A 14,084-nucleotide genomic window follows, 5' to 3' on the forward strand; every position below is an offset into this window, starting at 1 on the left:
CTGCTCTTTTCATCCATTGCTGTTGCTCAAGAGAGTATGTTGGTAATTAATAATGAAGATGAACTTTCTGCTATTATTAATGAATTGAATGAAAAAAACGATGATCTTCGACAAAATTTGGAGTACCAAAAGACTCACTTAACCAGCATTATTAATGAACAAAACAACATCACCACGCAAATTTCGCATGTTCAAAATACGCTAGCAACCTTAGCTGAACAAGGCGAGTGGTTAAGTTTTTCAACAGCGCTTGGCGAAACCTTACGTCAACAATTATTGCGCCTTCCGGAAAAACCAAAATCACAGCCTTTAGATGCCGAAATTGCTGAAGCTAAAGTTCAGCAACTTAATTACACTAATACCTTATCAGCATTAGCTAACTACCCGACATTAAACGGCTCATTAGCTAATGTAAAAATTGCCAGCCAATATCGACGGCTACTTCGTGAACAAAGTGAGCTTCTTAAGACGTTAATTTCCGGTACCGATACCACGATTCTTGAACTCACTAAATTAAAGATTTCTAACAAACAACTGACCAATGCCATTGATGAAGTGAACGAGGCAGCACACCGCTACTTTTTCTGGGTAGCTGATGTCAACCCTATTTCGCTAAACTTTCCGGTCAATCTTGCTAAAGATGTGGTTTATGTCATTTTTTCAATTGATACGTTAACCCAACTCTATAACGCCAGTAGTGAAGTATTGACGGCACCAAAACCACTCTTTTTATTGGTTTTGTCGCTACTGTTTGTGTTTACCCACTTCAAGATGCGCAATAAATATTACGAATTTTTAAACAAATCAGCTTCACGGGTGGGTAAAGTGACGCAAGATAGTTATTCGTTAACCTTAAAAGTGATTATTTACTCTTTAATTATGGCATTACCTATCCCGATTTTGTGGGCGGTATTTGGTTATGCCTTGCAAATTAATTGGGATTATCCTGTCGCTGTCGCTTTGGGTTATGGGGTTAATGCCGCTGCGCCTATTTTATGGGTGTTTATCATTACTGCCCATTTCGCCGCTAAAAATGGGCTGTTTATTACTCATTTCGGCTGGTCAAAACGAAATGTCCGTGAAGCAATGAAATATTACCAACTTTCGGTTTGGGTCGTGATTCCGTTAGTTATGATTGTGATGAGTTTTGATCAGTTTAATAACCGTCAATTTGCCGCAACGATTGGTCGCACTGCATTTATTATTTTATGCTTTGCATTAGTGTTTATGACTAACTCAATTCATCGTGCCGGCGTACCACTTTACATTGATAAAAAAGGTTGTGGTGATAATTTATTAAGCCATATTTTATGGTTTATCTTATTAAGTGCTCCATGGTTAGCCATTATTGCCGCTTGCTTAGGTTATCTATCTACCGCACAGGTTTTATTGGGGCGTCTTGAAGCCTCGGTGATTATCTGGTTTGGTCTGTTAGTTATCTATTTTATGATTCGTCGCTGGATGTGGATTCAAAAACGTAGAATTGAATTTGAACGCACCAAACAACGCCGGCTAGAAAGAATGCAACGAGCCAAAGGTCAGGAAGAAGAGTTATCTCAGGTCAATAATGACGGTGTCGATGAGCCTGTTATCGATTTGGATGTGATTAGTGCTCAGTCGTTACAATTAGTGAGATCTATTATTATGTTAATTGCTCTCATTAGTATGATACTGCTTTGGTCAGAACTCCATTCAGCGTTCGCCTTTATGAATAACATTAAATTGTGGGGGACGACGATTATTGTTAATGGAACAGAAGCGGAACAATATATTACCCTTGGTGCGGTATTTATTGCGATTTTAGTGATGACAATTACCATTCAACTGGTTAAAAACTTACCGGCACTTTTAGAGCTGGGCATATTACAGCATTTAGATTTAGCGCCCGGTACCAGTTACGCCATATCGACCGTTTCTAAATATATTATTTTAATGATTGGTAGCATGATTGCTTTTTCATTTATCGGTATTGATTGGTCTAAAATACAATGGCTTATTGCCGCCTTAGGTGTTGGTTTAGGTTTTGGTCTTCAAGAAATATTTGCTAACTTTATTTCAGGCCTAATTATTCTATTTGAAAAGCCGGTACGTATTGGTGATACCGTGACTATTCGTGATTTAACCGGTAACATTACCAAAATTAGCACCCGTGCCATTACTATTGTTGATTGGGATCGCAAAGAGATTGTGATGCCAAATAAGGCGTTTATTACTGAACAGCTCGTCAACTGGTCGCTATCGGATTCCATAACCCGAATTGTACTGACGATTCCCGCAACCATTGATGCAGATAGCGAACTGGTTATAAAACTATTACAGCAAGCATCTGATGAGTGTGAATATGTGCTTAAAGATCCGGAGCCACAAGTATTTTTAGTTGATATTCAAGAAGGTATTCAGTTATTTGAGTTACGTGTTTTTGCTGCTGAAATGGGGCACCGCATGCAACTACGTAGCGCTATACATAAATTGATACTCGAGGCGTATCGTCGTCACCATTTAACATTACCATTCCCACCATTGCAAACCAATTTAGAAGCGCTTGGTCGCAAAAGTGGGCGTCGCAGTTATACCGTTGGCACCATTTAACCAAATAGGGTTTCTAACCAACGCATACCGAAAGCGCCGGGGGCAAGTAACACAAAAGCCCAAATCGGCGCTGAGGTGACATTAGCCAAATTAAATTTTGTCGCTGGCATATGCATCGTACCAGCGATGAGTGGTACTAATGCCCGTAATGGTCCAAAAAAACGACCGATAAAAACGCCAAATGTGCCATAACGAGCAAAAAACTGTTCGGCTCGATAAACTAATTTTGGGTGTTTATTCAGTGGCCATGCGTTGATCACTTGCTGATGATAATGTTTACCTAACCAGTAAGAGAGCCAGTCACCAAAAATGGCGCCCAACGATGCCACAATCAACACCGGAACAAATGACATAACACCAGCGCCAACCAGTGCACCGGCACCTAATAAAATTGCAGTTGCCGGCACCAGTAAAGAGATAATCGCCAATGACTCACCAAAAGCTAATAGAAAGATAATCGGCAAAGCCCAGACTTGGTGTTGTTGAATAAACTGCATGATTTCATGGGTAATTTCATGTATTGACATAAGTTTAGTTGCATTAAAATATTGTTAACGATGCCTCATTTTAACATATTAAACCGTGTACGCATCTCAATAAGTCAATGATTGGTAGAACCTTACTATCTTCAATTTTCGTTGATTATTCCGTACTTTCTATTAATTATATCCTCAGTTATTATATTTAACTTACTAATCTCATTGACAACATCAAGATCAAGAGCCAACTATGACAATCGGTATTGAAACACTTACAGTTAATAAATTTATTGCTGCCAAACAGTTGGCACCTGAGTTAGATCAGTTAGCTATAGAAATGCCGGTAGCCCTGATTTATAACGGTATTTCCCACGTGGTGATGATGGCATCGCCTAAAGACTTAGCGTATTTTGCTATTGGTTTTTCATTAACCGAAAAAATTATTACCGCAGTGACGGATATTTATGGCATTGATATCAACCCTACCCCGCAAGGCATTGAAGTGCATATTGAACTCTCATCAAGACGCTTTGCTGAACTAAAAAACAAGCGCCGCCACTTAGCTGGCCGAACCGGTTGTGGAATTTGTGGTAGCGAACAGATCGAACAAGTTTGTCAATTTATCCCAACGTTGCCAAACAATCACCGGATTAACTTATCTGATTTTACAAACTCGCTGGCAACTTTAGAGCAAGTGCAGCTTGTCGGGCAGCAAACAGGTTGCACTCATGCAGCGGTATGGCTCGATTTACAGGGAAACTTTATTGCCGGGTTTGAAGATATCGGTAGGCATGTGGCGTTAGATAAACTATTGGGCTATCGAGCCAAACAGTTACAGCAACAGCCTGATCATCCGGCAGGTGTGATTTTGGTCTCCAGTCGAGCCAGTTATGAAATGGTACAAAAGAGTGCTATTTGTGGTATTGAGATCTTACTGGCTGTGTCAGCAGCAACATCGATGGCTGTAGAGCAAGCCAAACAAAGTAATCTCACATTAATAGGATTTTTTCGAGGTACTAAAGGCGTTGTCTATAGTGGTGGTGAGCGGATTGAGGGGTTTTAAACATAATAAGATCCGTAATTGAATAGATATTTAACAGACAAATTACTATGTGCAGTTAGACTAAATTAATTTTTAGTCTAATGATTTGATTTATAAGATTTAATACTTGAAATAGCACAAGGCGAATACGCTTTAAGCAATAATCAACTTCCCTTCTTTTAAGAAGATCATCATAATATACGCCGAAATAATAAATACATTGTTTTTATTATATCTTTTTATGTGATCTTTTTCTCGTTTTGAGAAAAAGCAGATTATTTATATCATTTCTTGTGACATACTAAGTGATATTAATAATTATCATTCAAATTGCTAATGTTAAATTTATCTTAATTTAGCATTCTGATTATTTATAAGTTTTAGGTGGTTATTTTTATCACTTAGCGTTATTTATTAGCACATATTAAAAATGAAAAGGTACACTCATGCATCAAACAGCAGATATACAACAAGCGGTTAACTATATTCAACAACACACCGATAAAAAACCAACTATCGGCATTATTTTAGGCTCTGGTTTAGGTCCATTTGCTGATACTCTTGAAGATGCCGTTCGCATAGCATATGACAATATCCCTCATTTTGCTCAATCGGCTGCGGTCGGTCATGCTAATGAATTAGTCATTGGTAAAAGCGGCGGTAAAACAGTGGTTGCGATGAAAGGACGTTTCCATTATTACGAAGGGTTTTCTTTAGATCAAGTGACTTTTCCTGTTCGTGTAATGAAAATGCTGGGCGTTGAAAAGTTAATTATTACTAATGCCTGTGGTGCCGTTAATACCAGCTTTAAACCCGGCGAACTGATGTTAATTACCGATCATATTAATTTAACTGCCAATAATCCATTAATTGGTCCAAATAACCCTGAGTTAGGGGTACGCTTTTTAGATGTTAGCGAACTTTACAACAAACAGTTACGCGCTACCGTCCTTGACGTTGCTAAAGAACTCAATATTACTTTACAACAAGGTGTCTATGCTTGGTGGACGGGTCCAACTTACGAAACGCCGGCTGAAATTAGAATGATTCGTGTGTTAGGCGCTGATGCTGTGGGTATGTCAACCGTACCGGAAGCAATTGTTGCTCACCATTCAGGTATCAAAACTATTGGTATTTCGTGCTTAACCAATATGGCTTGTGGCATTTTAGATCAGCCATTAGGGCATGAAGAGGTGATTGAAACAGCCGAACGTGTTAAAGCAACTTTCTTACAATTAATTACCAAAACTATCGAACGTTTTTAATTATTCGTTTTTATTATTTTGAGTGGTACAAGCCGTACACACTTATATTATGGATAGCAAACATGAACATAAAAGATAGATTAAAAATAATGTTGTTTTTCCAATATTTTATTTGGGGAAGCTGGTTAGTTACTTTTGGCTCCTATCTGTTTAAGACTTTACACTTTTCAGGTACGGAAGTCGGGATGATTTTTAGCACAAAAGGATTAGCTGCGTTGATTATGCCATGTATTATTGGGATTATTGCCGATAAATTTGTTCAAGCAAAATATCTCTATATGCTTTGTCATTCAATTTGTGCAATAGCGCTTTTTTATGCTGCTTCGGTCGATAATTCCACTGTATTATTTTGGGTCATGCTGTGTAATGCACTTGCTTTTATGCCAACTATCGCCCTTTCAAACTCGATTAGCTATCATTGTTTAGATAACAGTAAGCTTGATACGGTTACTGTTTTTCCAAAAATAAGAGTGTACGGCACCATTGGTTTTATTATCGCCATGTGGATGATAAGTTTACTCAAATTTGAACTTAGCAATGCACAACTTTATGTCGCATGTGCGGCATCGGTAATACTGGTATTGTATAGTGCAACCTTGCCAGACATTGCAATTAAAAAAGATCCTAAGCAGTCATGGGCTGCTCGATTAGGTTTTGATGCTTTCGTTTTATTCAAGAAACCGACGATGGCGGTGTTTTTTCTGTTTGCCATGTTACTCGGTGCGATATTACAAATCACTAACACTTATGGTGGCGCTTTCTTGCACGATTTTGATAGAATACCGGAATTTAAAGATAGCTTGATTGTACAATATCCGGCTATTTTACTTTCGGTATCCCAAATGGCGGAAGTCGCTTTTATTTTGACGATACCATTTTTCCTTAAAAAATTTGGCATCAAAAAAGTAATAATGATCAGCATCATTGCTTGGACTTTAAGATTTGGTCTTTTTGCATTTGGTGATCCAACACCATTTGGCTTTGTGCTTTTGATGTTATCGATGATTGTTTATGGTTGCGCTTTTGACTTTTTTAATATCTCCGGTTCGATATTTATCGAAAAGGAAGTGAGTTCGAATATTCGGGCGAGTGCGCAAGGATTATATATGACAATGGTCAATGGTATTGGCGCTTATTTAGGTTCTATTTTAAGCGGTATTGTCATTGATATGTATACGCATGATGGTGTTAAAGATTGGCAATCAATATGGCTAATTTTCGCTTCTTATGCGCTGATTTTAGGTATTATATTTTATTTTACATTCAACTATGACCATAAGAAAACTGAAACTGCGTTGTAATAACTTCCCAGTCAAATTATTGCGCTAAGCGCAATTGCTTATATTCTATTGTGATCATTTAGGATTAATTTATTAATTATTTTAGAGCTACAGAGGCATCCTCTGTAGGCTCTTATTTGTTTGTGTGTCGAAAATGTTATCGGCAATGTGTTAAAAGTACCGTTTTATAAGTACAGTTTTTGAAATATAGAGTTTTTTAAAGTAACGAGATTTAACTATGAAAGAAAAATTTTTAGGAGGACTATTAGTATTTTTAGGCGCTTGTAGTTTTGGTGTGCTCTCTTCGATTGTAAAAACCGCGTATAAAGCGGGTTATTCATTGGGTGAAGTAACTGGTGTACAATGTTTTTTAGGAATGCTAATTTTGTGGGGTATTCACCTTATAGTCAAAACACTTCACAAATCTAAATCCAATTCAGAAAAAGAACTAAATCAGCCATTAACCAAAAAATGGAAAGTTTGTGCGGTGGGGATTTTCCCTGGTTTAGTCGGTATTTGTTATTATCAATGCGTTCAATTGGTACCTGCTTCGATTGCTATCATTTTGTTAATGCAGTATCTATGGATCAGCGTGATTATTGATTTTGTCATTTTCAAAAATAAACCATCATTTATTCAAATTGTCACTGTCATTGTCATTATTGTTGGAAGCGCTTTAGCAGCAGGTATTTTTAATGAAGATATTCGTTTAAACTTGTTTGGTTGTATGTTTGGGCTATTAGCCGCCATTATGTACTCCTTATTTATTACTACCAGCAGTAATATTGGCAATGAATTACCTAAGCTTGAAAAAAGTGCATTAATGATTACCGGCGCTTGCATTGTGACGTTTTTGATTTTTCCGCCGATGTTCTTTTTCAAAATTAATATTCATGATCAACTCTATCAATTAGGTTTTTTACTAGCGTTACTCGGCACAGTACTACCCCCTTTTCTGTTTTCGGTGGGCATTCCCAAAATTGGGATTTCATTTAGTGCGATTTTATCAGCGGCTGAATTGCCGGTTGCGGTAACCTGTTCTTATTTCTACTTGAAAGAGTCAGTGTATTTTAATCAGTGGGTAGGCGTGTTAATTATTTTATTGGCTATCGCCTTACCTAACTTAATCCATATCAAAAAAAGACCCTAATTAAACAGCTTTAAGTGTGGTTAATCAAACCACACTTATTACTGGAATCTTACCTTAATCATTTGCAGCAAACACATTAGCGTTCAATCAATAATGATAGGGGTGATTGTTTGAACTGATTTTTTAACCAATTGATAAAAATATCAACTTTTGGATTATATTTGCCCTGTGATTTACAGACATAATAGCGCTGAGAACAAGGAGCCTCCATATTTGGAAAAGGCGAAATTAATTGACCTGTTTGAAGATATTTTTGGACAAGGAGTTTTCGCCCCATTGCGATTCCAACATGATTTAAGGCTGCGGTTATTGCATAATCTGATCGGTCAAATAGCATATTTTGCATTTTGTTTAAATCACAAGCTAGCGAGAAATATTTAGTCCACGCCTCCCACTCGGCAAAATTGGAATCGTAGCCATTATTTTGGTTGTCATGTAAAAATATGCATTTGTGAAGATTATCAATGTTTTCATGTAAGTCATGTTTGACTGCATAAGACGGCGTACAAACCGGCAAAATACTTTCGTTCATAAGATGTTCACAAAGCAATTCATCATAATGGAGATCATCATAATAAATTGTAAGATCAACTCGATGCTGGCTAAAGTTAAGAATCTTATTTCCCGATAAAATATTCAATGAAATATAGGGATAATCCTCAATAAACATCGATAATTTAGGGATCAGCCACTCTTGAGCAAAAGACGGACTGGAATAGATAGTCAGCGCACCAGAGAGTTCTTGATTTTTAATCTCTAATATTTCTTGATTTAGATTATTGAGTGAACTTTTTACTACATTAAATAAATTATTTCCATCGCGAGTGAGTGATATTCGGCGATGAAATCGTTTAAATAATTTGAAGTTTAGTTCTTCTTCTAATTTATTAATTTGATGACTTACCGCACTTGGGCTGATACATAGTTCTTCAGCTGCCAATGCAAACGATAGGTGCCTTGCGGCTGATTCGAAAGTATGTAACTTTGATAATTGATAGCGGTTGATAACACGATTCTTATTCAGATATTTATCTTCATCGTACATTTACAGCACTCCTATTAGAGCATTATAAAAACTATTACCTAAAAACCTCTTATCCTTACTTAGATACCTACACTAATTTCTTCATGTTGAAGCGTGAGCTAATTTTATGATCTAGATCACATATTTGAAACAATCTAGTTCATGTTAAGTTCATAATTGATCATTTGTCAAATACTGGACAAAAACTTGTAAAAACACTAGCATTTATAAACTAGAAAGATAACATTTTTAATAAAAAAACTTAACTGAGATTTGATTATTTTTTGTATTATCTTTTAGTGAAATTCAGTCTTTAAATATAGCTTCACCTTAGTTTATAAGTATTGTTATCGAGTTTATTCAATAAAATAAAAAGGAATGAAGTAATGTCACCAGTAGGTATTGAAAAATTAATACGCCGTCCCCACATAATAAATAATCTTTTATTTTTAGAAGAACTTGTTTTATTCTGTCAAAAACAAGCAAACAAAATTAAAGTTGTTTATTTTTACATTTTTTTGAAATATTACTTTAATTTTTATTTTATAATTCAAAGAAGCTCATTCAATATTTTATTAACAAATTCAGGAAGAAGAGATAATAAAATGGATTGCACCCTAAATGCTCAATTTCCTAAAAATTTTTACTGTTTAAAACAATTTTATTTGTTTTGAAACGCGATATTTTTATTTGTTAATTAGTCTCTTAATTGACTGTTTACAAGCTGCTTTGAAATAGTAATAAATGTAATAACCTATTAAATTATGAGTAAATGATTAGTTTGATAGCATGATTTTCTAAATTTAATACGGATGTTTTTGTTAGCTTAATTTTGTACAGTTAATGTCTAAGATATATGCAATAAGAAATTCAATTATTGTGTGTATAGATATCAATGTTTAATTTGTTTTAGTTAGATTCTCGTTAAGTCGTAGTTTTAATGTAGTTAGGACAAATTCAAACGGAGTTGTAAACACATGTTTTAAACATCATCTGCTTGTAGCAAAACAGGCAATTAATAGCATTAATTAATGGAGGGTATTGAGGAACAATTTATTTCTGTTTAATTTTTTTAAGTTGGGTTGTAACGGTAATTAAAGTGGTTTGTTAATCGATGTTATAAACCACCATTAGTTCTAATTTCTAAAAGTAAATAGTAGTTAATTTTGAAATCTTGATTGATTTCATACTGAAACGTTATGTAAAACTGAAACATCTTTACCTAAAAGTAACAATTTTTATTCAATATATTGTTGTTATTTTTATACAATATTAAAAAGGAAGTTACAGAATGAAGACACAGAAAAAACCTTTATTTACGTTAGTACATAGTAATGATGCAATTCCTGAACACAAAACCTTAGCCTATTTAGATCCAACGCTAAATTATTATACTGATCATATTGATGAGATTATTGGGTTACGTATTAAGGAGCTGAAATTACGTCATTCTGAATACAAGGAGTATCATGATAGTAACAGCTCAAATAACAGTGGCGGGTTTTCGTTTATCTTTCGTGAAATATTTGAGTCTGAACACCATGCTAAACAGATTGGCATGCTAAAAGATGAAATTGCAATTGAAAACGAATCGAATAAGGTTAAGCAATTACTTAATACTCGATTAAAAGAGTTAGCAAAAGCTTATCCGGAATTACAACTTAATCTAAATGATGTGGATGTGATACCCACTAAGATTAAAGAGTATCTTTTTGCTCCACCATTAATTTTAACCGAAGACAATGCAATTATGCTTTGGGACGATTAAAAATTTATATCAGTAACAATACAACAATTGTTATAAATCATAATCTACAGCAATAATTTGCTGTAGATTATTTAAATAGTGAATCTTTTGTTACTCACATTCAATTAACTATTAAATGCACTTTCACCATGACTATTGATATCCAATCCTTCACGCTCTTGCTCTTCAGGAACACGTAAGCCGACGCAAAGATCAGCGATTTTATACGCGACAAAGGCAACAACGGATGTCCATATAACGCAGGTGATAATACTCATCAATTGAACACCCACTTGGCTTAACATATTGGTATCTTCGCTATAACCTAATCCACCTAATGATTCTGATGTGAAAATTCCGGTTAGTAAACAACCGACGATCCCACACACCCCATGTACACCAAAGACATCACAGGTATCATCAACTTTTAAGATACGTTTTAGTGATGAAACGCCCCATACACCGGCAAATCCACAAATAAGACCTATCAGCATTGCTCCGCCAACACCGACAAAGCCGGCCGCTGGAGTTATCCCGACTAATCCGGCAATGACACCGGATACTGCGCCTAAACATGAAGGTTTGCCACGTAATACCCATTCGGCTACCGACCATGCTAAAACCGCTGCGGCGGTGGCAGCTACCGTATTGATAAAGGCAAGACCGGCTATTTCATCTGCATGAGTTGACGATCCGGCGTTGAATCCAAACCAGCCAATATATAAGATTGCAGCCCCCAGATAAACATAAGGTAAATTGAACGGTTTAAGTGGTTCACGGTTATAACCGATTCGATTTTTAATCAGATATGCGCCAATTAAACCGGCAACGGCAGCATTAATGTGTACCACCGTGCCACCGGCAAAATCTAATGCGCCTTCATCACCTAATATTCCGCCGCCCCAAACCATATGTGCCATTGGGATATAAGAGAAGGTGAACCATAAAACAGTAAAAATTAATACGGCTGAAAAACGGATCCGTTCAGCAAATGCGCCTAAAATTAAACAGCAGGTTATACAAGCAAATGAGCCTTGAAAAGCAATCCAAATAAGTTCAAAAATTGAACCAGAGATATCGGTAATACCGACACCAATTAATAAAAAGTGCTCGAAATTGCCAAAAAACCAGTTACCTTCACCAAATGCTAAACTATATCCGTAAACAATCCAAAGTACTGCAATTAACGAAAAGCTGACTAATACTTGTGATAACATCGATAGCACATTTTTAGAACGCAGTAATCCACCATAAAATAGCGCTATTCCCGGAACAGACATAAACAGTACCAGTGCAGTACAGATCATCATAAATGCATTGTCCGCTTTATCGACTATCAAAATTTCATCAGCAAAGGCAGGACAGGAAAGCAATAACCCAATTGGAAAAATCAACTTTTTTAACATAACAATATCCTTAACAATGACTAAAGTGCTGCTTCATCGGTTTCACCGGTACGAATTCGTACCACATGTTCAAGAGCGGTAACAAAAATCTTACCGTCGCCTATTTTGCCGGTATGTGCCGCTTTAGAAATGGTGCTTATCACCTCTTCTAACTGCTCATCATTAATGGCTAGTTCTATTTTGACTTTTGGCAGGAAGTTAACATTGTATTCTGCGCCTCGATACAATTCAGCATGCCCTTTTTGGCGACCAAAACCTTTAACTTCGGTCACCGTTAAGCCTGTTATACCTATATTGGACAGTGATTCTCGGACTTCTTCTAACTTGAATGGTTTAATAATGACGGTAACTAATTTCATTCATTGCTCCTCATAAATATGATAGATAAGCAATGTAATGCAAAGTACATGCCATAAATTAATGTGCTTTATCTTTGCCAGAAATAGCAGGATATATTGATATCAAGTTAGCTTGCTATTTCGCCAATGAGGCAGATATGCAAGTTTACTACGTTAGAAAGCTAAAGCTGCGGCTTTAGCTTGATCGTGAGTTTTATTTGCGCACTAATATAGTGCAGTGCTGTTTTTTGGTGCCCACTAAAATCAATTTATTTAGAACGTCACCATTAATTTACGATATTCATCATAGGCAAAGTGGTCTGTCATCCCACTGATATAGTCTTGAATCAATCGGCAACGATAATAAAATTCCCAGCAAGCATAATCTGGCTGTTTGATATTGTGTTTCGTCACAGCTTGTTGATAAGCGACACGATGTTTTGATGATAATTTATGATACAAGCGTGTTTCGATAGGATATTTTTTGTGATTGCCATCTTGCACCAGTTTTGTAAAATCGTCGGTTGGCATATCGAGTAAAGGGCTGTAGATATCTAATAATCCGCTTATAATTCGATAGCCTTGCAGTTCAATATTTTCCACTGATTCATGATTAAAAATATGTTCAACCCCAACAGTTTTAAAAATATTAAGCAGTTTATATTCGGCATCATGATCTTCCAGTAAAGCATGATTAAATGAGCCGTGATAGATTGCTTCGATATTTTCAATGAAACGTTCAGCGGCATGCGGAACAAGTCTACCTATTGTATTGACACGTAAATACATAAAGAATTGATCTATGCCTATGGCTTCAAATTGGTTTTGTTTTAGGTTTTCATAAGGGCGGTTTACCACATAATCGAAGAGATCGCCTTTTTTAACAGGCCCCCACGCCTCTTTTAAAGAGTAATATAACTGTTGTACTGTTAAAATTTTCTTTTCAACGGCATCTTCCAAATCAGCAATACAGTATGAGATATCATCGGCTGCTTCCATAATATAGGTAAGCGGATAACGATGAAATGGCTGGATATCTAACTGCTTTGACATCTCTAAAATAAAAGGTTCTTCAGATAAGTAATAACCGGGCTTTTTCATTAAATAGGCAAACTTATCGGGTACTGGTGATGACCAATATGCCGGCTTAGAATATTTAAGTATGGAAGCAATTTGCGAATAAGTTAAATTGAGTTTTAATATTGTGTGAACTAAACGGATCGCTTGAGCATTACCTTCAAAATGGCAGAGATCTTGACGAATCTTTTGTTTTAGTTGGCGGATGTCTTCATTGTCACTGGCATACTCTTCAAGCACTTTATAACGGCTCTGTTTATCGATGCCTAAACGTTGTGTAAACCATTGGTTAATCGCCGCTTCACCAAAATGACCAAATGGTGGGTTACCAATGTCATGCATTAAACACGCCATTTCGACCAGCGTTTCAATCGACATAATCGATTTATCAAGCCCGTATTTTTTCAATTGCCCGGATTTATTTAAACGATCAACTATCTCTTTGACTATGTAACGCCCAACCTGTTGGACTTCCATTGAGTGAGTTAACCTTGTACGCACAACCGAATTACGTTCTAATGGAAAAACTTGAGTTTTTTGTTGTAGGCGTCGTATAGCCGCCGAGTTGATAATTCGACCACGATCACTTTCAAATCGACGTAATACAGCATACTCATCGTTTAGCGTTTCACACTGTTTGCTACTATATCGTTGGTAATTAATTTTTTGATTGAAGTCGATCATGGT

11 protein-coding genes and 1 pseudogene are annotated in these 14,084 nt (G+C 36.2%); 7 read left to right on the forward strand and 5 right to left on the reverse strand.

Going from position 1 to position 14,084, the window contains the following annotated elements:
* Positions 1–48: 48 nt before the first annotated feature.
* A pseudogene (gene mscM / locus J3U74_RS03590) lies at positions 49–2,589 on the forward strand (miniconductance mechanosensitive channel MscM); the annotation flags it as partial.
* Here mscM and J3U74_RS03595 read toward each other — a convergent pair.
* Positions 2,586–3,116, reverse strand: a complete 531-nt coding sequence (locus tag J3U74_RS03595) for a DedA family protein (RefSeq protein ID WP_220219256.1) — start codon at positions 3,114–3,116, stop codon at positions 2,586–2,588. The pseudogene mscM and the gene J3U74_RS03595 overlap by 4 nt on opposite strands.
* Positions 3,117–3,318: 202 nt before the next feature.
* Between J3U74_RS03595 and fdhD the strand changes: the two genes are divergently transcribed.
* The 4 genes from fdhD to J3U74_RS03615 all read left to right on the forward strand — a co-directional run bounded on the left by fdhD (position 3,319) and on the right by J3U74_RS03615 (position 7,805).
* A complete protein-coding gene (fdhD, locus tag J3U74_RS03600; RefSeq protein ID WP_267328739.1) occupies positions 3,319–4,131 on the forward strand; it encodes a formate dehydrogenase accessory sulfurtransferase FdhD in 813 nt (270 codons plus the stop codon).
* Positions 4,132–4,556: 425 nt separating this feature from the next.
* Entirely contained in the window at positions 4,557–5,375 is an 819-nt protein-coding gene (locus tag J3U74_RS03605) for a purine-nucleoside phosphorylase (protein ID WP_220219254.1), read from the forward strand.
* 62 nt (positions 5,376–5,437) lie between these two features.
* Positions 5,438–6,676: a nucleoside permease gene (locus J3U74_RS03610; protein ID WP_220219253.1), complete on the forward strand. Its 1,239-nt coding sequence runs from the start codon at positions 5,438–5,440 to the stop codon at positions 6,674–6,676.
* Between the two features lie 217 nt (positions 6,677–6,893).
* The gene (locus tag J3U74_RS03615) at positions 6,894–7,805 is read left to right on the forward strand and encodes an EamA family transporter (RefSeq protein ID WP_220219252.1); all 912 of its coding nucleotides are present in this window, start codon (positions 6,894–6,896) and stop codon (positions 7,803–7,805) included.
* A gap of 76 nt (positions 7,806–7,881) precedes the next feature.
* Here J3U74_RS03615 and dsdC read toward each other — a convergent pair whose 3' ends face one another.
* Complete coding sequence (gene dsdC / locus J3U74_RS03620; RefSeq protein WP_267328738.1) at positions 7,882–8,850, reverse strand: DNA-binding transcriptional regulator DsdC; 969 nt, start codon at positions 8,848–8,850, stop codon at positions 7,882–7,884.
* 365 nt (positions 8,851–9,215) lie between these two features.
* On the opposite strand from dsdC, the gene J3U74_RS03625 reads away from it, so the two are divergent.
* Both J3U74_RS03625 and J3U74_RS03630 read left to right on the forward strand, forming a co-directional pair.
* Entirely contained in the window at positions 9,216–9,503 is a 288-nt protein-coding gene (locus J3U74_RS03625; protein WP_267328737.1) for a hypothetical protein, read from the forward strand.
* A gap of 617 nt (positions 9,504–10,120) precedes the next feature.
* Complete coding sequence (locus J3U74_RS03630; RefSeq protein ID WP_220219249.1) at positions 10,121–10,597, forward strand: hypothetical protein; 477 nt, start codon at positions 10,121–10,123, stop codon at positions 10,595–10,597.
* Positions 10,598–10,701: 104 nt separating this feature from the next.
* Here the strand turns inward: J3U74_RS03630 and amtB are convergent, their stop codons facing one another.
* The 3 genes from amtB to dgt all read right to left on the reverse strand — a co-directional run bounded on the left by amtB (position 10,702) and on the right by dgt (position 14,081).
* A complete protein-coding gene (gene amtB, locus J3U74_RS03635) occupies positions 10,702–11,982 on the reverse strand; it encodes an ammonium transporter AmtB (protein WP_267328736.1) in 1,281 nt (426 codons plus the stop codon).
* Between the two features lie 20 nt (positions 11,983–12,002).
* A complete protein-coding gene (gene glnK, locus J3U74_RS03640) occupies positions 12,003–12,341 on the reverse strand; it encodes a P-II family nitrogen regulator (protein ID WP_220219247.1) in 339 nt (112 codons plus the stop codon).
* 252 nt (positions 12,342–12,593) lie between these two features.
* Positions 12,594–14,081, reverse strand: a complete 1,488-nt coding sequence (gene dgt / locus J3U74_RS03645; protein ID WP_267328735.1) for a dGTPase — start codon at positions 14,079–14,081, stop codon at positions 12,594–12,596.
* Between the last annotated feature and the right edge of the window lie 3 nt (positions 14,082–14,084).

Origin of the sequence: Gilliamella sp. B3892 (assembly GCF_026536305.1) — a bacterium.
Lineage (GTDB): Bacteria > Pseudomonadota > Gammaproteobacteria > Enterobacterales > Orbaceae > Gilliamella.

Bases quoted from the DNA above. Each gene is read 5' to 3' on its own strand.
- J3U74_RS03595 (WP_220219256.1), bottom strand. From the start codon at position 3,116: ATGTCAATACATGAAATTACCCATGAAATCATGCAGTTTATTCAACAA.
- fdhD (WP_267328739.1), top strand. From the start codon at position 3,319: ATGACAATCGGTATTGAAACACTTACAGTTAATAAATTTATTGCTGCC.
- J3U74_RS03605 (WP_220219254.1), top strand. From the start codon at position 4,557: ATGCATCAAACAGCAGATATACAACAAGCGGTTAACTATATTCAACAA.
- J3U74_RS03610 (WP_220219253.1), top strand. From the start codon at position 5,438: ATGAACATAAAAGATAGATTAAAAATAATGTTGTTTTTCCAATATTTT.
- J3U74_RS03615 (WP_220219252.1), top strand. From the start codon at position 6,894: ATGAAAGAAAAATTTTTAGGAGGACTATTAGTATTTTTAGGCGCTTGT.
- dsdC (WP_267328738.1), bottom strand. From the start codon at position 8,850: ATGTACGATGAAGATAAATATCTGAATAAGAATCGTGTTATCAACCGC.
- J3U74_RS03625 (WP_267328737.1), top strand. From the start codon at position 9,216: ATGTCACCAGTAGGTATTGAAAAATTAATACGCCGTCCCCACATAATA.
- J3U74_RS03630 (WP_220219249.1), top strand. From the start codon at position 10,121: ATGAAGACACAGAAAAAACCTTTATTTACGTTAGTACATAGTAATGAT.
- amtB (WP_267328736.1), bottom strand. From the start codon at position 11,982: ATGTTAAAAAAGTTGATTTTTCCAATTGGGTTATTGCTTTCCTGTCCT.
- glnK (WP_220219247.1), bottom strand. From the start codon at position 12,341: ATGAAATTAGTTACCGTCATTATTAAACCATTCAAGTTAGAAGAAGTC.
- dgt (WP_267328735.1), bottom strand. From the start codon at position 14,081: ATGATCGACTTCAATCAAAAAATTAATTACCAACGATATAGTAGCAAA.